The sequence below is a fragment of the Flavobacterium hercynium genome (assembly GCF_002217285.1).
Lineage (GTDB): Bacteria > Bacteroidota > Bacteroidia > Flavobacteriales > Flavobacteriaceae > Flavobacterium > Flavobacterium hercynium.
This window is the reverse complement of sequence record NZ_MUGW01000026.1, coordinates 206,642-229,028: the sequence shown is the minus strand read 5'-3', so window position 1 is coordinate 229,028 and position 22,387 is coordinate 206,642. Positions and strand designations below refer to the sequence as shown.

The window sequence follows — 22,387 nt, the reverse complement described above, 5'->3', positions numbered from 1 at the left end:
AATTTTTAATAATTAAAATATATTTTTTACCTGCTTATTTTATATTCACTTAACCACTTCACCATATTTGGATCTCTGTGATCGAAAAAGAGACTCGCATTGGTATCTAAAGTTTGAACTGTGGTCATGTCTTCGTTTGATAGTTCAAAATCAAATATGTTGAAATTTTCTGCCATTCTTTCTTTACGAACCGTTTTCGGAATAACAACAACTCCTCTTTGAGTCAGCCATCTAAGAATAATCTGTGCTGTAGATTTATTGTGTTTTTGAGCAATTGCTTTTAAAATTTCATTCTGAAAAATTTCATTCTTTCCTTCAGCGAAAGGCCCCCATGATTCAATTTGAATATTATGCTCCTGAAGGAATTTTTGTGTTTCATTCTGCTGGTGAAAAGGATGCGTCTCTATTTGGTTTACCGCTGGAGCAAAACCAGTATTGGCAACTAAGTCCATTACTCTGTCAGGATGAAAGTTAGAAACGCCTATTGCTTTTATTTTTCCTTCGTGATACAATTCCTGCATGGCACGCCATGATCCGTAAACATCTCCATAAGGCTGATGAATCAGATACAAATCCAGATAATCTAATTGCAGAAGGTCTAAAGATTTTTGAAAAGCAGCTTTAGTATTTTCATAACCTGCATCACTTATCCAAAGTTTTGTGGTTACAAACATTTGTTCTCTTGCAATACCACTTTTTATAATAGCTTTTCCAACTGCTTCTTCATTCATATAAGAAGCCGCAGTATCAATTAATCTGTAACCCGTTTCAATTGCATCTAAAACAGCCTGCTCACATTCTGCCGCATCCTGCATTTGAAAGACACCAAACCCTAAAATGGGCATTTCTACACCATTGTTTAATTTTATATTGTACATTGTATATGATTTATAATTTTTGTATTACAAATTTCCGAACTTAATATGACGGTACTGGTATACAGATTACGGAATCTCCTACCAAGATTACTGATTCGAAACCTACTGGTTTTTTAAATAGCTAAATTTGTAGCATAAATAATGAAAAGATATGGAACAGGTATTTAACTTCGAAACTATTAGTGAATACAATGATTTTAATAATCATGAAACTTTGCATCCATTAGTTAGTATAATTGATTTTTCTAAAGCTAAACCAAGAACAGGTTCTAAAATGAATTTTGAACTTTATTGCATATTCCTAAAACAGGTAAAATGCGGGGATTTAAAATACGGTCGTAATTATTATGATTATCAGGAAGGAACCTTAGTTTTTGTATCACCAGGTCAGACGATCGATGTAGAAAATAAGATAGATTATTATCAGCCGGCAGGTCATGGGCTAGTTTTTCACTCCGATTTAATCCGCGGTACATCACTGGCAAAAAGTATTAGTGAATATAGTTTTTTCAGTTACAATACCAGTGAAGCGCTGCACCTATCAGAAAAAGAAAGACAACTTGTCCTGGACTGCTTCGCCAAAATCGAAATTGAATTAAAACAATCTATCGACAAACACAGCAAAAAACTTATAGCGTCTAATATTGAGCTGTTTTTTAATTACTGCGAAAGATTCTACGATAGGCAATTTATTACCAGAGATACTACCAATAAAAGCATTGTTGCCAAATTTGAAGAACTCTTAAACAGTTATTTTTCTTCTGAAAAACCTAATACAATAGGATTACCTTCCGTTGCTTACTATGCCGGTGAACTTAATTTATCACCTAATTATTTTGGTGACCTGATTAAAAAAGAAACCGGAAAATCTGCTCAGGAATACATTCAAAATAAAATTATTGATACTGCCAAAAACAAAATTTTTGATTCTTCAAAAACCATTAATGAGATCGCGTATGAATTAGGCTTTAAATATCCGCAGCATTTTACTCGTTTTTTCAAACAGCATGTTGGTAATACTCCTAATGAATACAGGATTATGAACTAGGTTTACTAATTCCTAAATTTTCATTTTTGTGTAAATCAGGCTGATCAATAATTTTAGAAATAAACAATGCAATACTTTTTCTGGAAATGGCTGATCCAGTTTCCGGAGTTCCTTTCTGCGTTAGCGCATAATCGATTTCATTTGTATTGGTAAACCAATCAGGTCGCAGAATAGTATACTCTAATCCGGAATTTTCAATAACATCTGCTAATTTTCTATACGGTACTAAAACAGGCTTTAAAGGTGTTTCGTAAATACCTATTGAACTTATTGCGATGATACGCCTAACATCATTTTCCTGCATTGATCTGACAATGTTTTTTATCATAGGTTCTAAATTTCCCGCAAGGTTTACATATACTACATCTTGTCCAGCAATAGCTTTTTTAACATCGTCGTACTTCATTGCATCACCTTCGATAATAGTGCAGTTCTCTGATTCATTTTTTGACAAACGGTTACTGCTTCTCAAAAATAAAGTTAGTTCAATGTTCCCAAGTTCTTTTATTGCTCCTATAACATACTTGGCGAGACTTCCTCCCGCCCCTATAATAATTACTTTTCTCATAAATACTTGTTTAATTAGTACTCCATTTTAATTTTTGGTACGAGATTATTATTTAAAATGTTGTTGCCACAGACTTCAGAATAATCCACTTATCATTCCTCTTTTCAAGTTGCATTGTTTGTTGCAAGCGCCAATTGTTCTGCATGCCCCAAATTTTGGCATCCAGCAGATTTTGACCAATAAATACAGCCTTTGCTCCATCAATTTTTACTGAAGTAGTAATTTCAGAAAACGAATAATATCTCATTGTTTCATTTTCAATTTCTGAAAACCATTCTTCCTTCGACTGAACATAACCAGTAATATGCGTCAGCGTAAAATTTCCATCTAAGATCTTACTCATTTCAACTGTATTTTTGTCAATCATTGACTGTGTCAGTTGGCGGGTCAGATCAAGAATTTTCTCGATATCATCTTCTACTTTATTAAACATATCTCTGGTTTTTATTATTCTTCAGATAAACCAAGTAAGCCTTCGTTTAGTCTCGCTCCCTGAAAAGTAATATTTGTAAGTCCATCTTCAATTTCCTGTAAATCTTTAATTGAAAGTTCTACCCCAACCGATTTGATATTATCCTCTAAAAATTCGATTTTATCCATTCCCGGAATCGGTACTATAAACGATTTTTGAGCTAAAAGCCAAGCCAATGCTATTTGAACAGGCGTAGCGTTTTTACGATTTGCAATTCTTGTTAGTAATTCAATGACAGGCATGTTGGCTCTAATCGCTTCTGGTGTAAAACGCGGAAAAGCAGCACGGAGATCAGTATCAGTATCAAATTTGGTATCGGGTGTAATTTTACCAGTTAAAAAACCGGTTCCTATTGGCGCCCAAGGCACAAAACCAATTCCTAATGTTTCACAAAGTGGCAAAACACTGGCTTCCGGTTCTCTTGTCCAGATTGAATACTGGTTCTGAACAGCAGAGACAGGCTGAATACTATGAGCACGCTGAATCGTATTAGCACCAGCTTCTGACAGTCCAAAATATTTTACTTTTCCTTCCTGAATTAAATCTTTAATTGTTCCTGCCACATCTTCAATAGGAACTTTTGGATCAACTCTATGCTGATACAACAAATCAATATAATCTGTTTGCAATCTTTTTAGAGAAGCTTCAACCACTTTACGGATATGCTGTGGTTGACTGTTTATTCCTGTTTCTGAGATCATTCCAAATTTTGTGGCAATAATAACATCTTTACGAAAGGGTTTCAGTGCTTCTCCAACGAGTTCTTCATTTGTAAAAGGACCGTAAGCTTCAGCGGTATCAAAAAAAGTAATCCCTTTTTCATAAGCAGATCGAATTACTTTAATTCCATCATTTACTGCAACTGCTTTTCCTGTTCCAAAACTTAAATTCATACATCCCATTCCTAATGCAGAAACTTCTAAACCTTGTGTACCTAATATTCTTGTCTTCATTTGATAAATTTGATAAATTTTTGTGTAGTAGTTTGTTAATTTTTGATGGTACAAAGTTCTTTTAATAGCGCTTTTGAAACAGTATACATATTACTGCTATTGCTACCATTTTTACTGTTTTGAATGTTTAGCCTAACTAATTAGCACACTGCGTAGTATATTTGTACTTTATTTTAAATGAAGGCAAGATGGAGCAAATTATAAAAATTGAACAAATCGCAAAGTACAATGATCTTAAAGGTGTTGAAACCAAGCATCCGCTAATCAGTGTGTTTAATAATTCAGATACAAAAGCATTGCCTAATAACAGTCGCCTGCATTTTGATTTTTACGCCATTTTTTTGAAAGCCGGAAATTGCGGTGAACTAAAATACGGTCGCAACAATTATGATTATGATGACGGAACTATGGTTTTTATTGCACCGGGACAAGTAATAGAAGTTAACAATCCTATTGATTACAAACCTACCGGAATGGCATTGCTTTTTCATCCTGATTTAATAAAGGGAACTGCTTTAGGAAAGCAAATGAATCAATATTCCTTCTTTTCTTATGATTCGAATGAAGGGCTTCATTTGTCATTGAAGGAGCAACAAATCATTAGGGACTTATTTTCTAAATTAGAATATGAACTAAGTCAGTCTATAGATAAACACAGTAAAAATATTATAACAAACAATATTGAATTGCTGTTAAATTATTGTGTTCGTTTTTATGACAGGCAATTCATAACCCGGGAAAATATTAATACTGATATTTTATCAAAATTTGAAAATCTGCTAAATGACTATTTTCAATCAGAAAACGCGCAGGATACAGGTTTGCCTTTAGTTGGTTACTTTGCTAATCTTTTAAATCTTTCTCCTAATTATTTTGGTGACTTAATAAAAAAAGAAACAGGGAAATCTGCTCAGGAACACATTCAATTGAAATTGATTAGCTTAGCCAAAGAAAGGATTTTTGACACCACCAAATCTATTAGTCAGATTGCATTTGAACTAGGATTTAAGTATCCACAGCATTTTAATCGAATGTTTAAAAAAAATACGGGATATACTCCTGTTGAGTATCGAAATTTAAATTAAAAACAACTGCTCAATTCTTTCTACCACTGATTCTATTGATCTATAAATCAACATCTTTAATGGATTAAACTTTTATTTTAGCTACGCATTCTTTTCTGTATCAGCAATTAGCCTCAAAAATATGTCTTTTGTAGTATCGCCACTATAGCCGTTTATAGACTGACCTGTCCAAATACCCACAAAATCAGCATTTTTATGGGCTTTTGCTTCTTTTCGCAATTCAGCTGTAAGCTTATTTTGGTACGGATAAGGCAATATATGTGGCGTTGCCTCTATTAATCGTGAAAATTCTGTAACGAGACCTCTGGCGTAACGTCCGGAATAACTTTTGGAAAGTATGATATCTTTTTCTGAAGATTGTCTTAGTTTTTGCTTTTCAAATTCTAAAAGTGCACTTTCAGCAGATCCCAAAAGCAGACTTCCAACCTGAAATCCCTGAGCGCCCAAAGTTTTCATGGCAAGCAAAGTTTTTCCGTTGTAAATTCCGCCTCCGTAAATCAAAGGTACTTTTACGCTTTCATAAACTTGTGATAAAAGCGATAATCCACCAATTTGCGGTATAATTTCGGTCTCAAAACTTCCTCTGTGACCGCCAGCTTCTATTCCCTGTACGCAAATTACATCGATTCCTGCTGCTTCAAGTAATTTAGCCTCACGAACAGAGGTGCAAGTACCTACAAGAATAACATTATTTCGCTTTAGTTTTTCGATACTGTTATCATCAAGCTGACCAAAAATAAAACTTAAGATTTTACAATTCTCCCCTATAGCAGCATCAACCTGATCTCTGTAATCTGTAATTTGTAAAGTATCAAGATCGTGAAGTTTGACTTCTAAATTTTTGCTTCTTGCCAAATCCTCGATATAGGACTTAGTCTGATTATACTTTTCTATTAAGTCTGGTGTAATAGCGGGATATTCATAAACAAATAAATTTACTGCAAAAGGTTTATCAGTAAGCTTTCTGGTCGTTCGGATCAGTTCGATACATTTTTCGGGAGGCAAATCACCTAAAGGAAGCGAGCCTAAAACATTTGCATCTGTAGCTGATTTTACCATTTCAGGTGTTGCCACGCCAAACATAGGAGCTTGTACGATGGGATATTTTGTTTTAAACAAGTTTGTTATTTCGTTTGCCCATTTCATATTTTGAATTTTAATAGTGCTAAAATTAGCTGTCTTTCTATCAAAATTACAAATCAATGTTGGTAAAACCAAAGTTGTTATTAAAAGAAAATTTGCTTAATTATTTTATCTTTACTTTTGAAAAAATGTATCTCTTAAAATAAAATTTAATGTCTGATATTGAGACTTCAAGGCTTTCAAGATTAATTACCTTATTGACATTACTTCAAACAAAAAGATTGTTCACTGCGTCTGACTTTGCCCGAAAATTTGAAGTAAGTACCAGAACTATTTATCGTGACCTACAAACTTTAGAAAAAGCAGGAATTCCAATTTTAATGGAAGAAGGTAAAGGTTATACTTTAATGGATGGCTATAAATTGCCTCCGGTTATGTTTACTGAAGAGGAAGCAAATGCTTTAATAACCGCCGAAAAGCTTGTTTCAATAAATAAAGATGTTTCATTGAGTAAAAATTACAGCGAAGCCATTATAAAAATAAAGTCTGTATTACGTTATCATACTAAAGACAAAGTCAATCTTCTATCGAATCGCGTTGAATTTTGGCAGGATCCTACTGTTATTTTTGAATTTAGTAATTTACTTTCTTCTATTCAAAATTCAATTACCAATTTTAATGTACTTGAAATTGAATATCAAGGTGCTCAAAAGGATGAAACCACTAAAAGGTGTGTCGAACCTTTTGCTGTCATCAATAAAGTTGGAGAAAATTGGTATTTAATTGCATTGTGTCGTACCCGAAAAGACTTTAGGCTTTTTAGATTTGACAGAATAAAAAAATTACAAACCCTGGAGGATAATTTTACTCCTCATAAAATCAGTCTTAAAGAATATCTTGAAAAATACAGACAAGATACTTTTTCAAACCCTTGACATAAGGCTGTCACAACACAGATTAATTTTGCTACATAATCAAAACAATCAGTATTATGTACAACAAAAAAAGCAAAATTAAAACAGTTCCGGAAAACTATTCAACTGTTACGCCTTGGATTATATCTAAATCTACGGAAAAATTGATCGAATTTCTTAAGAATGCATTTAATGCTATAGAAGTTCCAAACAGTGTGATAAAAAACGAAAATGGTATCGTAATCCATGCAGTGGTAAAAATTGGTGATTCCATGTTGCTACTTTTTGATTCAAGAAAAGGATGGGTTCCAACGCCCGGTTTTCTAAATTTATATGTAGAAGATATCGAAAAATCGCATGAAAAAGCATTAGCGTTTGGAGGAACATCGGTAACAGATATTACTAAGCTATGGTTTGGTGAAAAGGTTTGCAGAATTTTAGATCCTTTTGGAAATCTTTGGTGGATTAACGAGCGTATCGAAGAATTTGATTTTACCAATCCTGATGAGGCTCAAAAAAGAGCGTCTGCTCCAGATGCAATAGAAAACATTTCGTATATTCAAAAATCGCTGGATGAAGCTATTAATGCTCAAAAACAATTTTTCCAAAAGAAATAATAGTTTGAATATTCTTAAATCATTATACCGCAAAAGACAATCCTACTTATAAATAGGATTGCCTTTTGTTTTTGGAATTATTATAATATTAGACACTCTAATTAAACCCCGCCCGAAACTCCATTGGGGTTTGTTTGGTATATTTTTTAAATAGTTTGCTGAAAGACTGCGGAAACTCAAAACCGAGTTCATACGCAATTTCACCCACAGATAAAGTGGTGGTGCTCAGTTTTTCTTTTGCTTTTTCTATCAGTTTACTGTGAATGTATTCCTGAGGCGTTTTACCGATTAGATTTTTCAATAAACTTCTTAGATAGCTGGGCGAAATATGAAGTTCATCGCATAAAAATTGTACTGTGATACTGCCTTTTTCTGCTAATTCAGCAGAATGAATCCGTTGATTCAAAAGCTGGTCTATTTGACTCAAAATCGTATGATTTACTTTTTTGCGGGTAATAAACTGTCTTTGGTAATAGCGTTGTGAATAGTTCAGTAATGTTTCTATTTGAGAAATAATGATATTCTGGCTGAACTGATCGATCGCTGCTTCATATTCCTTTTTGATATTTTGAAGCAATAAAATCATATTTTGCTCTTCATCTTCAGATAAAAACAAGGCTTCATTAACCGAATATTCAAAAAAATCATTCTGATGTATGGTAGTAGCTAAAGACGTATTCCAAATAAAATCAGGATGTATCATGAGCATCCAGCCCGATGGACGTACCCCATTTACAGGAGCTTTAACTTTGAGCACCTGATTGGGAGCCATAAAAAACACGGTACCATTATTAAAGTCAAATTCGTATTCCTGTTCACCATATTTGTATTTATGATCCATTCCTTTCTTGACAGAAATGGTGTAAAATGAAAATGACAACTGGATATCATGTTGTTGTGGTGAACTATATTTAACATCTGCAAAATTGATGAGGCTAATCAGCGGATGCTTTGGTTTTGGCAAACCACGCAACTCGTGAAATTCTGTAATGGTTTTAATAAACTGTACTGCCATTTGCTGTAGTTTTTGAAGATTAAATATACTGTTTTATAAATATTGTCTTTAGTCTTCTTTGAAATAAACATTGCCCTCTAGATCCTCAAGTAGCTCAGGATGTTGTGGTTTCCAATTTAGTTCTTGCTGCGTCCAGGCGCCGGAAGAAGGATTATCAAACATTGCAAAATGAGTAAACCATGTAAAATAAGCTGCTGCTTCCTCTTCTTTAATGCGTTTAAATGGCAATTTTAAATGATCTGAAATAGCCCCCGCAATGGCATCCATTTTAACACCCTGCTCTGCTACTGCATGATAACGTGTACCTGGTTCAGGATTTTTTTCTATTGCCAGACGAAATACTCTGGCAGCATCTAAGCGGTGAATTGCAGGCCAGACATTCATTCCTTCATTAATCACAGCCACAATGCCTTTTTCTTTTGCTATTCTGATTAAAATTGGTACAAACCCACCTATATCTCCATCACCGTGAACAGACGGCGGAAAACGAACTACTGAAGCACGAATTCCTTTTGCAGCAAGTGCATTGACCGCTAATTCTGTCGCGGTACGCGGATTTGGTGTTTCAACTACTACGTCACTTTCTAAAGCAATTCCTTGCTTTCTCAAAATTCCTGTTCCAGAAGTAACGATAAAAGGTTTTTCAGTTCCAATTAATACTGAACCGACTGTTTCAATTGCTTTTCTGTCTACTTCGCACATTTCTGCGAAACGGGTAAAGTCATGAATAAATCCCAAATGAGCAACGGCATCTGCTGCTAGCGCTCCTTTTTTAAGACTTTCTAAATCGGTCAAATCACCGTAAAGTGGTTCTACCCCAACACTCTTAAGTTTTTCAGCGGCAGCTTCTGATCGTGCCAATCCTAAAACCTGATGTCCATTTGCTATTAATTCATTAACAACTGCCGATCCAATAAATCCCGTTGCTCCCGTTACAAATACTTTCATTGTTTCTAAATTTTAAATTCAGTTACAAAGTTGCGGACAAATCACAGCTTGTTTGGGTTCAAATCGACTATTCTTGTAGCCCAAAGTGCCTTATTTTGAAAATCTATAACAGACTAATCTGTTTTATTTTCTTTTACTTTAATTCTTTTATCACAACATTACGGTACCAAACTTTGTTTCCGTGATCCTGTAACGCTATTTTTCCTTTTTTGAATGTTCCAAAACCTGGCCAGTTGGCAAACTTACTTTGAGCTATTAATGTATTAAAATTATCATCCCAAAGTGTTGTTTCTACAACGACAACTCCATTTAAAATAAAGGTTAATTTACCTTTCACGCTTATGATTTCTGCTGTATTCCATTCTCCGACTTTTTTCACCGGTTCTGATTTACTTTGAATCAAATCGTATAAATCGCCTGCACGGTGTTTTGTTATTTTTCCGTCAGGATGTCCTTCATTGTCCAGAACCTGCATTTCTAAACCTGTATTGTATGTGTTTTCATATTTTTGAGGATCTTCATTTACATAAAAAATAATACCGCTATTACCATTTTCGGAGATTTTCCAATCTAATTTTAAATGGAAATTTTCAAATGGTGCATCCGTCACTAAATCTCCTCCTTGCCCATTTTTAGCTGCTTCGGGATCAAAATACAAAACACCTTTTTCCGCTTTCCAACCAGCTCCGGCGTTGTTTTTCCCGTAGGTATGCCAGCCCTTTGTTGTTTTGCCATCAAAAAGCGCTTTAAAATCTTTCTGCGCATTTATTATTTGAGTAAAAGATAAAATCAATATCGCTGTTATAACTTTGGTCATCTGTTGTATTTTTAAGGTTAAAATAAAAATGAACCTGACTTTCAATTTTAGTTTAAAAATCAGGTTCATACAGTAAATTTATGTAAAAAATTATAAATCGTTGTGGCTAATCTGTCTTCAGATTAAATCGAAGGAAAAAGACTTGTTCTGATCATTTTCTCTGATGAAAACTCAACCGAAAGTCCTTCGCCATAGTTCTCCTGAAAATATTCTAAACGAATTGGTAAAAGTCCTTTCTTTAAAATTATTTCAGATTTCTTCTCATCAAAACCATGTAAACCATCATTATCGATAACTAGTTTGTCATTGATGTAAAGTTTACTGCCATCGTCTGAAGCTAGGTAAAAAGTATATTTTCCATCTTCTGGAATGTTGATGTACCCGTTATAAAGCAATCCGTAATTGTTGCTGTCATGTTTGATTTTATTCAAATCAAAATCAGGTGCATATCCTTTCTCAACTGGTGTAAGTTTGCTAAAATCAGGAATTTTACTCCATTTGCCTTTGTACAGATTATAATTTAATCCCGTTTTCTTATTGTAAAATATCTTGGAGATCACAGAGCTGCAAGAACCATCTCCCGCAGGGCAGGCTATCGCATTTACACGTGCCGGTACTGCGACTTCAAATGCTTTTGTGTAAAGCTGTGAACTGCGCGTTGGTACAGAACCATCTGTGGTGTAATAGATTTTGTCAGTGCCTTTCTGAATGAACTCTACCTTTGTTTTTGTTGTAGATTCTACTTCCTGATCTTTAGCAAATTCAGGTCTTTCTGCAATTTTTCCAAACATTTTAAGAAATTCATAGTAAGGCTTGTACACTTTATTGGTTTCACTGGCAGATTGAATCGTTAATAATGCTGCATTCCATCGATTAGAGAATCCATCAACCTCTTTTTTAATAGCTGCAATATTATATTCGATGTTTTGACCAAACTGCGTCAGAGACATTATTTCAAATGGACTGTTTAATCCGTCATTCCAATCGTTTAAAAGTCGGAATGTTTCAAAATTTTTCAAGTATTTAATTTGTCCTTTTTTACCTGAAAGAAGCTGCTGATCGTAATCCGGAAATTGCAACTCAACAGCAACTTTTGTGTTGGTTGGCATTTCTGATAAGTAAACTCTTGTTTCAAAATCATTTCCTTTGTATGTCCAGCTTCCTGCTTTATCTTCTTCGCTGTATGGAATTTTCTGCCCGTTTACTGAAACCGCTGTTGGAGGAAATGAACAAGGAAAACGAAGTTCATAACCTCTTGAAGTTAGCATTCCTGTAAAAGAGCCTTCTGCAGGTGCTATTACAATATTCATTTTATTCCCTGTTTGTTCTGAAGTTACAGGTGTGTAGGTAAAAGCATTCTTCTTGAAATTGTTATTATTTCCTTCGTCTTCATACAATTTCAGAGTTCCTTTTTTCCCAGGATAAAAAGAAAGAATTAGCGGGTTCAGTGGTTTCTCGTCTGTTCTTTCTACTTTTGACTGCATCGGAATGATAGCGCCTTCTTTTACAAAAACAGGAATATCACCAAAAGTAAAAGGCATTACAACTTTTTTACCGCCATTTATGATACTTCCGGTACTGGTTTCGAACCATTTCCCTTCCGGTAACCAGGTTTCGTGTGATAAAAAGATACTTTCTTTATCGATTGGTTTCGTAATGGGATGCACAATCATATCTCGTCCAAACATGTATTGGTTTGGCATAGCATACGCATTTTCATCTTTTGGGTAATCATAATACATAGGATGAACTGTAGAAACACCGGTTTCATACGTATTACGTGCTTCATTATACAAATAAGGGATCAAAGCATATCTCGTTTGGTATGCTTCTCGCATGATTAAAAAATTGTCGAGCGGATACGCCCAAATTCGTCTTTCGTGCTGTGGTGAAGCGGTAGCATGCGTTCTAAATATCGGACTAAAAACACCCCATTGAATCCATCTTGTGTACAATTCAGCTGTTCCTGCATCGCCCTGGTGCCCTCCAATGTCATGACTCCAATATCCGAATCCTACGTTTGCAGCAGTGGACGTAAAATAAGGCTGATAATTGAGTGATTCCCAAGTGACATGTGTATCTCCCGAAAATCCGATTTGATACCTGTGATTTCCGAGTCCTCCCCAACGGTGAAAAATAAGTGGTCGTACTTTATTTTGACGTTCCATATCGCTGTAATGCACATAATTTAAGTAAATGGTTGGATTTACTCCCGGAATATTCGTACTTCCCCATTGTTGCCAGTCCAGCCACCAAAAATCTACACCTGCTTTTTCTATAGGATGCAACACAAGGTTCATGTAGTTTGTTGCAAATTTTTTATCGGTTATATCAAAAGGTACATATTTTTTTGTTGCAGGATCAATTCCCATTGCTTTTGCCATTTCCGGATATACTTCTTCAAATGGTTGTATTCCTGAAGCAGGATGAAGATTTAAACACGTTTTAAGGTGCTGTTCATTTGTCCATTTTAAGAATTTTTCCGGTGAGGGAAACAAATTTTTATTCCATGTAAAACCAGTCCATCCGGCATCTTCTCCCGCCTGATCTCTTTGTCTTTGTCCGTTTTTAAAAAATTCAGGCAATGATTTTACATGCCAGTCCATGTCAATTACAAATACATCCAAAGGCACATCGTGCATTTTGAATTCCCCCACAAGATCACGAAATTCAGTATCAGAGTATTCTCTGTAGCGTGACCACCAGGCACCAAAAGCAAATCTCGGAGGCATGGCTATCTTTCCTGCAATATCTGTATAATCTTTTAAAGCCGCTTTATAATCAGAATCATAAGCAAAAAGGTATAAATCCTGCGGTTTATCTCCCGGACGCGCCATAACCCAAGGCCACTCCGAATTATCAAAAAGAGGTCGCTCGCTGTCGTCTATTAAATACCAGCCATCACGGGAGATGATTCCTTTTTCCAGTTCCTTAGCAGGGCCGTCGACTCCATCTAAGGTGCGTGTAGTTCCTAACAAGTTTTTAGTATTCGCTAAACCCGGTTTCCATGTTGTTGGTTTACCATTTACGATGAACTCTACACTTAAATTTTTGTCATTAAAATTACCTGATTCTTTTTTATATTTAAGTTTTACTACATCGGTTGCAATTTGCAGTATACCATTGTTTTCTTTTTTGGTAAACGATGGTACAGGAAGGTTTCGGTTTACAAATGTCAGTGAAGCATTGTCTGTAAACTTACCATCTGAACTCCATTCCATACGAATTACACGCGGAGAAAGTACTGTAAATCGAGCATTGCCTGATACCACAACTGCCTTTGAATTGGCTTCTGACTTATATTCCTGAGCTGCTAAAGCTCCGAAAGTAAGGCAAAGGATTGCGACTAAAAATTGTTTTGTTTTCATATTGTATTTTAAAATTAATCTTAAAAACATACTTACCCAATATCTAAGGTAAGTATGTAATTTTTATGCTGCTCTTATTCTTTTATAAATTGTTTTGTGATTTTGGTGTTGTCTTTTTCAAATACCGCAAAGTAAATTCCTGATGTAAGACCTGATACGTCTACACTATTATCTATATTTCGCTGTACTTTTACCAAACTTCCTGTTTGAGAAAAAATACTAATCTTCATGTCTTTGATTTCAGAATTAATGAAAAGTCTGTTTTTTACCGGATTTGGATAAATAGTAACCGTGTTTGCTAAAGCTTCATCTTGATTTCCTACTATAGATTTTGATGACTTTGCTGTACTTGAAGGAGTTACAGGTTTTATCAAATCAAGTTTCCAGCGTTGTGCATCGTTATTATTATCTGTCCATTGGTGTACATTTGTTCCTGGTTCAGCTGAGTTATTTGCTACATCCAGACATTGATTGGTTCCTTTGTGTGTTAGTTTAAAATAACCATCACTCATCAGTTCGATTTTCCAACGCTGCGCATCGGTGCCAAGATCTGACCATTGCTGTACATTAGCTCCCGGCTGGCTACTATTGTTATCAACATCTAAACATTGGTTGGTTCCTTTATGCGTTAATTTATAAAAACCATCGGATTCTTTTGTAATAACCCAACGCTGAGCGTCAGTATCATTGCCTGTATATTGCTGTACATTTGCCCCTTGCTGGGTGCTTCCGTCGCTTACGTCCAGACATTGGTTTGTTCCTTTATGGGTTAACTTATAAACTCCTCCGGAAACAATTGGAACTTCAATTAAATCCAGTTTCCATCGTTGCGCATCTGTACCAAGATCTGTCCATTGCTGTACGTTAGCACCAGACTGATTACTGTTGTCTTTTACATCTAAACATTGATTTGTTCCCTTGTGGGTAAGCTTGCAATAACCATCTGACATCAATTCGATTTTCCAGCGTTGGGCATCGTTATTATTGTCAACCCATTGCTGTACATTGGCTCCAGGCTGATTACTATTGTTCGCAACATCTAAACATTGATTAGTTCCTTTGTGCGTTAGTTTATAATAACCATCAGCTTCAAGCGTAATAACCCAGCGTTGCGCATCATTGCCATTGTCTGTACTTTGCTGCACGTTTATTCCTGACTGGCTTGCATTATTAACTACATCAAGACATTGATTGGTTCCTTTGTGCGTTAGTTTATAAATACCTCCGGAAGTAATGTTTTGTGTAGGGCAAGATTGATCCGGTACTCTTGGTGCAACACCATAATTGGTCATATTAACAGGTTCTATGAGATCATTGGAGTTGAAATACATTCTGTCTATTGCAATTTTCCTTTCTCCCGAAGTGCCATTTTCGTAACGATGGTACACCATATAATATTCATCGCAGTTTCCTATTTTTAGCACTCCATGATGACCAGGGCCTTTATCTTCTGCATTTGAACTTAGTACTTTGCCTCTGTAAGTCCAAGGTCCCATAGGAGAATTAGATGTAGAATATTGTACATTATAAGAATCATTAAACCAAGCACCGTTTGAATACATCATGTAGTAAATTCCTTTTCTCTTTACCATATAAGGTCCTTCAGTATAATTTTGAGGTGTTATATCAGTAGGTCCGGTTGCCAGAGAAATCATGTCTGCATTTAATTTGCGAACAACCATTCTGCTTTTGCCTGATCCTCCGTAATAAATATAAGCTTGTCCGTCATCATCGATAAAAACATTGGCATCTATGATATCATCGGTGTAAGGATCGGTTGCAATAAGCGGTGCGCCAATATCTGTAAAAGGACCAATGGGTGTATTACCAACTGCCAAACCTATTTTGGTTTCGGCAGTATAGTAAAAGTAATATTTGTTATTTCGAAAAACGACTGCGGGAGCCCAACCATTGTATTGCGCCCAGGGACTATCGGGAAAAAGATCAAAAATTAATCCTTCATCATGCCAGTTGGTCAAATCATTTGAAGAATAAGCATGAAACTGCGTCCCGTAAATAGCCGTAGTATAGATATAATACTTATTGTTAAAGTAATGAATTTCAGGATCGGCTCCTGTAAAAAGAGGATTGCCGCTTAATTGTGCATGTGCAGGAATTACTATTCCGATCAGCATTAAAAATACTGCAATACGTAATCTCAATTTATTACTAAGACTACAGCTATTTATTTCGACTCTTATCATATCTTTTTTCTTTAAATCTATTCGTACTAAATTCTAAGTTCGTCAATGAATGCTTTTTATTTTTTCTTATAGTTTTTTCAATGCAATAGTCATTTTAGCAGGGTTTACGGTAAGTTCATATTCACCTGAAGTTTCAATAACCCATTTATTATCCGGCTGGCCATTTGGCATTAAGAGCATTACAGGATCATCTGTTGCTTCTCCTTTGAGTATGACACCATTTGTAGAAGGCATTAAATTTTTACCGCCCCAATTACCCAATTCTAATGGAAGTTTAAATTCACCTGCATCAAATTGTCCTGTATAAACAAATACTTCCGGATTCTTAGAATCCCATGTCATTGGTTTGGCTTTTCCAATATCCCAGCCTATTCCTGTTATGGCGTTTCCAACCATGTAAACATTCTCATAAGGCGCATAACCCAACACATAAGTTCCCTGATCTATATCGAGGTAGAAAGAATGACGGCCTGCCTGTTCTACTTTAAAAACATTTTCAGCTGTTTTTGGATTGGTTTCGTTGTAAATAATTTTGTTATCTTCTACAGGATCATAAGAAGGCAGCTCATTGCCTGGTTTTTCAATAACTTTGAATGAACCTACTGAAAAATCTCCTATAAAATGGTAAATTGTTCTTTCTGTTTTTTCAGGTAAGCTTTTGCCTGCATTGTAATCCCAGCCACCACTTATAGCATCTCCAACCATAAAAAGCGGTAATGGTCCCGGACTAAAGCTTGTTACAGAAAAACTAGACACTGCTACTTCCGGAAGCTGAAATTGCGTTGCATTTTCTACTCTTGCTATTATTTGTACTTCCAGTTTTGTAACGGTTCCCCCCAGACGTTTAAAGTTTTTTAGCAATAAAGAATTTAATTCTTCTACGGTATACGATTTGGTAAAAACACCTGCCGGAATTTCTTCTGTGATCGTTGTAATGGTTCCGGGTGCGGCATCTTCTCCAAAATTATTTCCGGCTATGTCCATTCGGAAAAAATAGGTTAAACTCGTTCCGGCTCCTCTGTCGTTTGCTGGTGTCCAGGTAAACGTTATTGCGTTTGCTTCTTCATTATCTTTACTCAATACGATTTCTTCACCTGAAAGTGTAATCTTCAAAGGATTCGTAAAAGTGGGTTCTTGTAACCAATCTACATTTTCAAGTCCGTGGTCTTCACAGGAAACAAAAACCAAACTCATTATGATAAAGGAGATAATACTTTTTATATTTTTCATTTTGCTATGATTTTTAGTTATTTATCCCAGAAAGGTGCCTGAATTAAATTTGGATTCTTTTCGATTTCTGCTACGTAGATCGGAAACCAGTAAAAAGATTTTCTGTAAACTCTGGTCTGATATGCTGTTCTTTGATAAAACTCAGCTGCATTTTTACCGTTGAAGTTCATTCCGTAAAAAGGACCGTTCAAAACGGTTTCTGCTAATTTCCATCTTCTTAAATCATCGTAGCGAATTCCTTCGGTACAGAGTTCGACCCTGCGTTCCATCCTGATGATCTTTCTGATACTTTCCTGATCATTGTCTACATGTATGTTTTCAGCATCAGTTCCTCCAGTTGTGTAGGTTCTAACTCCTGCTCTTTCTCTAATTTTATTCAAGTAAAATAAAGCTTCGGGATTTCCGGGATCTGATTCGTTCAGTGCTTCAGCATAATTAAGATAGGCTTCTCCCAATCGGTATAAAATTCCGTGACGCGGTGCAAAATAATCTATGACTGGATTTCTTGAAGGATCTGTTCTTTTTCTTGCCAAATAACCATTTTGCGGTGCATCGTGTTTATTGTTGTTGTCTTTTTTACCGTTAAAAAATTCCAGCTTTCTGCCTTTGTCTTTTCCTGCATTATCTCCATCTGTATACCATGCTCCATCAAAATTTACCGCCAGATAAAATCTTGGTTCACGATTGCAATACATATTGTAAGTATCCGCAAGCGTTACCAAACCGGGACTTTTGACTTCATTAAATTTTGTTACTCCATTCGTCCAAAATCCATCCTGAGTAGAAAATCCCGTTTCTACATATCCTGAATTAGGATCGCTTATCGGAAGACCATTTGCGGTAAAAAAAGCATCTACTAATGATTGTGTCACACCATAACCTCCTGCTCCTCCGCTTCCGCCTGGTGCCGTATGTCTGTCGTACTCTTTGGACTCTACATTGGGACGTGCAAACAATACTTCTGTATTTCCTCTGCTGGCTTCGATTAAGTGTAAATTTTGGCAAGATAAAAAGGGATCAATTTTGCCTACAGCATTCATTTCGGTATATAACTTATGTCCTGCTGCTTCTGCGCTTAGAATTAAATCTTTACTTGCCTCTGCTGCTATTTTCCACTTATTGGCATCATACGCACTATTAAATAGCGTTTTACCGTCTTTAGTAATATGACCGGCATATTCTGCATTGTCATTTACAAGCGGACTTGCAGCAAAAAGCAGCATTCTGGCTCTAACAGCTTTGCACATGATTGAAGTTGCACGGCCAAATTTTCTGCCGTCTGAATACGAAGGAGGTAAAATCTTTTCTACCTCTTTCAGTTCCTTATCAATCCAGCTTACGATTTCATCATACGGAGTTTGTCCTATTTGTAAATCGGAAAGATTATAATCTACGGGTGTAATTTCATCGGGACTAAAAGGAATTGGGCCATAAGTATTTAGCAGCAATGAGTAATAGTAAGCTTTTAAAAAACGGCATTCTCCAATCATCAAACGAACTTCGTCTTCGTTTAAATTTTGATCCTGTAATGGCTTAACATTTTTGATAAGCAGGTTACACTCTCGTATTCTCTGTGGAAGATTATTCCAATAACCGGGACTCCATTGCGAACCTACTGACCAGTCACCTAAAGCAAAGGGAATTACCTGCCAGTCGTATTGGCGCCATCTTTCAGATGGTGTCATATCATCGCCCAAAATCTCCCATCCCAAACTGCGGGTATAGCCCCAGGTTGGATCCGGAATTCGGGAATAACAAGATGCAAGCCAGTTTTCTGTTTTTGTTTTACTCACAAAAACACCATCCAAAGAAAGTTCGGTATCCGTTTCTTTATCTAAATAATCAGAGCAGGATGACGATAGTACTATTCCTAAAAAGAGAATAATTGATCTAATGTATATCTTTTTCATTTTTAAAATCTTTTTAAATTTATAGTCCTATTGATAAGCCAAAAAGGACTGATCTTGTTGATGGATATTTTAAACCTGTGGCTGTAGACAACTCGGGATCCCAAAGTTTAAAATTAGAGGCATACCACAAATTATTCCCGCTGATGTAAATTCTTAATCCTTGGAGATAAAGCTTTTCTACCGTCTTTTTGTTTAATGTATAACCTACTTCCATTGTTTTTAAACGACCAAAACTCATGTCTTTTTTCCACCATGTAGATGGAACAGAATTATTAGCATTAGGACCATAGCTCAATCTTGGCCAAAACACATCCTGGCTCGGATTTTCTTCTGTCCATCGATCGTTGTAGTTTGAATAAATATTTCCTAATGTTCCTGTACCGCTTCCCGGTATAAAATTAGAACCGCCAATAATGCGTTCTGATTTGGCTACACCCTGAAAGAAAAAGCTAAAATCAAATTGTTTGTACTTTAAGTTGTTTCCAAAGCCGTAAATAATCTGAGGGTCATTTGTACCGCCAATAAAACCTTCATCTAAACCGCTGATTATTCCGTCTCCATTTCTGTCCTCGTATTTGATATCTCCCGGTCGTAACGCTGTCCCAAATGTGGGTACTGCCAATCCCGGTGCTAAAACGCCCGGTGCTGTAAAATCTTCACTGGTATACAATCCGGTTGCTTTATATCCATACAATGTATTGTTTTGAATTCCTGTTCCGGAACGGTAAGTACCTTTTACTGCGTCTGCTTCATCTCTTTCGGTTACTTTATTTTCAACAAAAGTAAAAGTGGCACGCCAGCTCATAAAGAAATCCGGAGTTACTTGTTTGTTTAGATTCAAAGCTACCTCGATACCTTTATTTTCCATTTTTCCAAAATTGGCCCAAGGCGCGTTAATAAATCCGGCCTGAGTTGGTACTGTATTACGTTCTACAAAAATGTCTTTCCTTTTTTCCTGAAATACATCTACTGTTAAATCGATCATATTAAATAATCCAAGCTCGATACCGATATCGGCTTTTGCTACTTTTTCCCACGTTAGATCGCTTACTCCAATCTGACCTTCTTCAATTCCTTCGAACTTTACTCCCTGCCCGGTACCAAACCAGTAGTCTGAATTATTATCGTCGCTAATGGTAGTCAGGTAGGCAAATCTTCTGTTTCCTCCAATGTTATCATTTCCAACTAATCCGTAAGAACCGCGAAGCTTAATTTTATTGAAAATATGGGTTACAGGCTCCATAAATTTTTCTTCTGATACGATCCAGCCCATGGCTACAGACGGAAAAAATCCGAATCGTTTTCCTTTGGCGAAATTCTCCGATCCGTTGTACCCAAAGTTAAATTCACCTATATACCTTCTATCAAATGTGTATGACGTTCTTCCTGCCAGACCTTGATGTTTAAAAGCCTGAGGAGCTGTTCCATCATTAAAACTGTCCTGATTGTACAATAAAAGTCCGCTTAGATCATGTTTCCCAAAAGAACGGTTATAGTTTGTGTTGGCTTCCAGATACACACGTCTGTTGCCAAACTCCGGTTTTTTTTCATATCCCAGATAAGCCTGACCATACGCCTGAACAGTTCCGTGTATTAAACTCCCGTCGAGATCACGATCTGTAGCTACATGATAATAGTCTGGTGATTTGCCACGTACAATTCTGTTTTCAGAATAAGAATCAAACGAATAGGTAAACTTTGCTTTTAGTCCGGGTGTAATGGCTTTAAAATCCTGTTCTAGTGATACCAGACTTTCTATCTTACTGCCACCTTGTTTGTAATATCCTTGTTGTGTACTCATCGCCCACGGGTTTTGACGTCCAAAAATTCTCGGAATAGTACCATCTGAATATATTGCCGGATGAACAAAAGGAGTTGTTTCGAAGGCTTTATCGAACAATTCATCCGTATTACTGTTTCCTTTGTCTATATTTTGTAAAAAACCTCCAATATTTACTCGTAACAATGTTGATTTCGAAAGATTGACGTCTACGTTTGTACGTATGTTGGTTCTGTTTAATTTTGTTTCTGAATCATACGTTTGTTTTGGATCTGCGGCGAGTATTCCTTTTTCACTATAATAAGAAGCTGTTAAAGCATATCTTAAAATTTCTGATCCTCCTGCAACGTTTAAATTGGTTCTGGACGTAAATGCATAATCTTTGGTAATTGCGCCTACCCAATCTACATCAGGATATAAATCAGGATCGTATCGGTTTGTCGTTTTTGTAATGCGGTCTTCAGAAAAGAGAACTCCTTTGCCCTGCTCGGCTGCTAATTCATTTAACAATCTCATATAAGGTGCGGCAGTAATGAATTCCGGTAATTTAGTAGGCTGCTGAATGGAGTATTCTGTTCTAACCTGTATTGTCGGAGTACCTACGAAACCTCTTTTTGTATTAATTAAAATAACACCATTCGCCCCTCGAACACCATAAACAGCACTTGCGGCAGCATCTTTTAAAACGGAGAAAGATTCAATTTCTGAGGGATCAAGGTCATTCAAATTTCTTTCAATTCCATCTACTAATACGAGCGGATTGGTTGATCCTTTGAATGTGGAGATTCCACGAATCTTTATATCCGACTGATCGTAACCTGGTTCTCCTGATCGCTGAACAGCCATTACTCCCGCAATTTGACCTGCCAGGTTATTTCCTAAGGTTCGGGAAGTTCCTACTTGCAATAAAGAAGGTTTTATTGTGCTTATCGCGCCCACAACTGAAGCCTTTTTCTGGGTACCGTATCCTACTACAACAACTGCCTGAAGATCATTGGTTTCATCTTCCATAGTTACGGTTACTTTTGTAGCATTATTCAAAGCCATTTCCGTTTCTTTCATTCCAATAAACTTAAAAACAAGAATCGCCTGCGGAGAAGAAACGGTAATAGTAAAGCTACCATCAAAATCAGTACTTGTGGCATTTTTTGTGCCTTTCTCGAGCACTGTAGCACTAGGCAAGGATAAGCCTTTTGAGTCTACTACAGTTCCTGTTACTTTTACTGCGCTTTGTCCATTGGTGTTCTGCGCATAATTATTTACAGAACAGAGCAAAAGAAACGAAAGGTAAATTAGTCCTGTCTCACTAAACTTTAATTTACGCCAGGCAAATAAGCTCAGAGAAATAGACGAAAATTTCCAGATTGGTTTAATTTTCATTTCGGTTAATTTTTGGTTGGTTACTTAGTTAGTTTTTTAAATCAAATTTGATTTTTAGAAGGATTACTATTGCTAGTTATAAGATTAAAAAATCAAGAGCGTAAAAAGTATTCATTA

At 36.1% G+C, this 22,387-nt stretch carries 17 protein-coding genes; 4 read left to right on the top strand and 13 right to left on the bottom strand.

What is annotated here, in order from left to right; all coding sequences use genetic code 11:
• Positions 1-26: 26 nt before the first annotated feature.
• Positions 27-878, bottom strand: coding sequence for an aldo/keto reductase (locus B0A66_RS13785; protein ID WP_089050426.1), 852 nt, complete (start codon positions 876-878; stop codon positions 27-29).
• A gap of 151 nt (positions 879-1,029) precedes the next feature.
• Between B0A66_RS13785 and B0A66_RS13780 the strand changes: the two genes are divergently transcribed.
• Positions 1,030-1,926, top strand: a complete 897-nt coding sequence (locus B0A66_RS13780; RefSeq protein WP_089050425.1) for a helix-turn-helix domain-containing protein — start codon at positions 1,030-1,032, stop codon at positions 1,924-1,926.
• Here the strand turns inward: B0A66_RS13780 and B0A66_RS13775 are convergent.
• Genes B0A66_RS13775 through B0A66_RS13765 form a run of 3 tightly spaced genes read right to left on the bottom strand, consistent with a single transcriptional unit; the run spans position 1,916 to position 3,919 of the window.
• On the bottom strand, positions 1,916-2,494 hold the full coding sequence (locus B0A66_RS13775; protein ID WP_089050424.1) for an NAD(P)H-binding protein: 579 nt from the start codon (positions 2,492-2,494) through the stop codon (positions 1,916-1,918). The genes B0A66_RS13780 and B0A66_RS13775 overlap by 11 nt on opposite strands.
• Positions 2,495-2,546: 52 nt before the next feature.
• On the bottom strand, positions 2,547-2,927 hold the full coding sequence (locus B0A66_RS13770; protein ID WP_089050423.1) for a nuclear transport factor 2 family protein: 381 nt from the start codon (positions 2,925-2,927) through the stop codon (positions 2,547-2,549).
• Positions 2,928-2,941: 14 nt separating this feature from the next.
• Positions 2,942-3,919, bottom strand: coding sequence for an aldo/keto reductase (locus tag B0A66_RS13765; RefSeq protein WP_089050422.1), 978 nt, complete (start codon positions 3,917-3,919; stop codon positions 2,942-2,944).
• A 188-nt stretch (positions 3,920-4,107) separates the two neighbouring features.
• Here B0A66_RS13765 and B0A66_RS13760 point away from each other — a divergent pair, with 188 nt between their 5' ends.
• Positions 4,108-5,004, top strand: coding sequence for a helix-turn-helix domain-containing protein (locus B0A66_RS13760; protein ID WP_089050421.1), 897 nt, complete (start codon positions 4,108-4,110; stop codon positions 5,002-5,004).
• A gap of 81 nt (positions 5,005-5,085) precedes the next feature.
• Here B0A66_RS13760 and B0A66_RS13755 read toward each other — a convergent pair whose 3' ends face one another.
• A complete protein-coding gene (locus tag B0A66_RS13755) occupies positions 5,086-6,150 on the bottom strand; it encodes an NAD(P)H-dependent flavin oxidoreductase (RefSeq protein WP_089050420.1) in 1,065 nt (354 codons plus the stop codon).
• A gap of 149 nt (positions 6,151-6,299) precedes the next feature.
• Between B0A66_RS13755 and B0A66_RS13750 the strand changes: the two genes are divergently transcribed.
• Together B0A66_RS13750 and B0A66_RS13745 are read left to right on the top strand one after the other, a co-directional pair.
• Entirely contained in the window at positions 6,300-7,022 is a 723-nt protein-coding gene (locus B0A66_RS13750; RefSeq protein WP_089050419.1) for a helix-turn-helix transcriptional regulator, read from the top strand.
• A 56-nt stretch (positions 7,023-7,078) separates the two neighbouring features.
• Positions 7,079-7,618, top strand: a complete 540-nt coding sequence (locus B0A66_RS13745) for a VOC family protein (RefSeq protein WP_208862584.1) — start codon at positions 7,079-7,081, stop codon at positions 7,616-7,618.
• Positions 7,619-7,715: 97 nt separating this feature from the next.
• Here the strand turns inward: B0A66_RS13745 and B0A66_RS13740 are convergent, their stop codons facing one another.
• The 8 genes from B0A66_RS13740 to B0A66_RS13705 all read right to left on the bottom strand — a co-directional run bounded on the left by B0A66_RS13740 (position 7,716) and on the right by B0A66_RS13705 (position 22,270).
• On the bottom strand, positions 7,716-8,633 hold the full coding sequence (locus B0A66_RS13740; protein ID WP_089050417.1) for a helix-turn-helix domain-containing protein: 918 nt from the start codon (positions 8,631-8,633) through the stop codon (positions 7,716-7,718).
• A 48-nt stretch (positions 8,634-8,681) separates the two neighbouring features.
• Positions 8,682-9,581 (bottom strand): SDR family oxidoreductase, encoded by a 900-nt coding sequence (locus B0A66_RS13735; protein WP_089050416.1) that lies wholly within the window; start codon positions 9,579-9,581, stop codon positions 8,682-8,684.
• A gap of 133 nt (positions 9,582-9,714) precedes the next feature.
• Positions 9,715-10,398 (bottom strand): 3-keto-disaccharide hydrolase, encoded by a 684-nt coding sequence (locus tag B0A66_RS13730; RefSeq protein WP_089050448.1) that lies wholly within the window; start codon positions 10,396-10,398, stop codon positions 9,715-9,717.
• A 122-nt stretch (positions 10,399-10,520) separates the two neighbouring features.
• Positions 10,521-13,766, bottom strand: a complete 3,246-nt coding sequence (locus tag B0A66_RS13725) for a TIM-barrel domain-containing protein (protein WP_165766618.1) — start codon at positions 13,764-13,766, stop codon at positions 10,521-10,523.
• Positions 13,767-13,840: 74 nt separating this feature from the next.
• On the bottom strand, positions 13,841-15,970 hold the full coding sequence (locus B0A66_RS13720; RefSeq protein ID WP_089050414.1) for an RICIN domain-containing protein: 2,130 nt from the start codon (positions 15,968-15,970) through the stop codon (positions 13,841-13,843).
• 66 nt (positions 15,971-16,036) lie between these two features.
• Positions 16,037-17,200 (bottom strand): SusF/SusE family outer membrane protein, encoded by a 1,164-nt coding sequence (locus B0A66_RS13715; protein WP_089050413.1) that lies wholly within the window; start codon positions 17,198-17,200, stop codon positions 16,037-16,039.
• 17 nt (positions 17,201-17,217) lie between these two features.
• A complete protein-coding gene (locus B0A66_RS13710) occupies positions 17,218-19,110 on the bottom strand; it encodes a RagB/SusD family nutrient uptake outer membrane protein (protein ID WP_089050412.1) in 1,893 nt (630 codons plus the stop codon).
• A gap of 19 nt (positions 19,111-19,129) precedes the next feature.
• Complete coding sequence (locus tag B0A66_RS13705; protein ID WP_089050411.1) at positions 19,130-22,270, bottom strand: SusC/RagA family TonB-linked outer membrane protein; 3,141 nt, start codon at positions 22,268-22,270, stop codon at positions 19,130-19,132.
• Between the last annotated feature and the right edge of the window lie 117 nt (positions 22,271-22,387).

Bases quoted from the DNA above. Each gene is read 5' to 3' on its own strand.
- B0A66_RS13745 (WP_208862584.1), top strand. From the start codon at position 7,079: ATGTACAACAAAAAAAGCAAAATTAAAACAGTTCCGGAAAACTATTCA.
- B0A66_RS13760 (WP_089050421.1), top strand. From the start codon at position 4,108: ATGGAGCAAATTATAAAAATTGAACAAATCGCAAAGTACAATGATCTT.
- B0A66_RS13720 (WP_089050414.1), bottom strand. From the start codon at position 15,970: ATGATAAGAGTCGAAATAAATAGCTGTAGTCTTAGTAATAAATTGAGA.
- B0A66_RS13785 (WP_089050426.1), bottom strand. From the start codon at position 878: ATGTACAATATAAAATTAAACAATGGTGTAGAAATGCCCATTTTAGGG.
- B0A66_RS13740 (WP_089050417.1), bottom strand. From the start codon at position 8,633: ATGGCAGTACAGTTTATTAAAACCATTACAGAATTTCACGAGTTGCGT.
- B0A66_RS13780 (WP_089050425.1), top strand. From the start codon at position 1,030: ATGGAACAGGTATTTAACTTCGAAACTATTAGTGAATACAATGATTTT.
- B0A66_RS13735 (WP_089050416.1), bottom strand. From the start codon at position 9,581: ATGAAAGTATTTGTAACGGGAGCAACGGGATTTATTGGATCGGCAGTT.
- B0A66_RS13715 (WP_089050413.1), bottom strand. From the start codon at position 17,200: ATGAAAAATATAAAAAGTATTATCTCCTTTATCATAATGAGTTTGGTT.
- B0A66_RS13725 (WP_165766618.1), bottom strand. From the start codon at position 13,766: ATGAAAACAAAACAATTTTTAGTCGCAATCCTTTGCCTTACTTTCGGA.
- B0A66_RS13710 (WP_089050412.1), bottom strand. From the start codon at position 19,110: ATGAAAAAGATATACATTAGATCAATTATTCTCTTTTTAGGAATAGTA.
- B0A66_RS13750 (WP_089050419.1), top strand. From the start codon at position 6,300: ATGTCTGATATTGAGACTTCAAGGCTTTCAAGATTAATTACCTTATTG.
- B0A66_RS13770 (WP_089050423.1), bottom strand. From the start codon at position 2,927: ATGTTTAATAAAGTAGAAGATGATATCGAGAAAATTCTTGATCTGACC.
- B0A66_RS13730 (WP_089050448.1), bottom strand. From the start codon at position 10,398: ATGACCAAAGTTATAACAGCGATATTGATTTTATCTTTTACTCAAATA.
- B0A66_RS13705 (WP_089050411.1), bottom strand. From the start codon at position 22,270: ATGAAAATTAAACCAATCTGGAAATTTTCGTCTATTTCTCTGAGCTTA.
- B0A66_RS13765 (WP_089050422.1), bottom strand. From the start codon at position 3,919: ATGAAGACAAGAATATTAGGTACACAAGGTTTAGAAGTTTCTGCATTA.
- B0A66_RS13755 (WP_089050420.1), bottom strand. From the start codon at position 6,150: ATGAAATGGGCAAACGAAATAACAAACTTGTTTAAAACAAAATATCCC.
- B0A66_RS13775 (WP_089050424.1), bottom strand. From the start codon at position 2,494: ATGAGAAAAGTAATTATTATAGGGGCGGGAGGAAGTCTCGCCAAGTAT.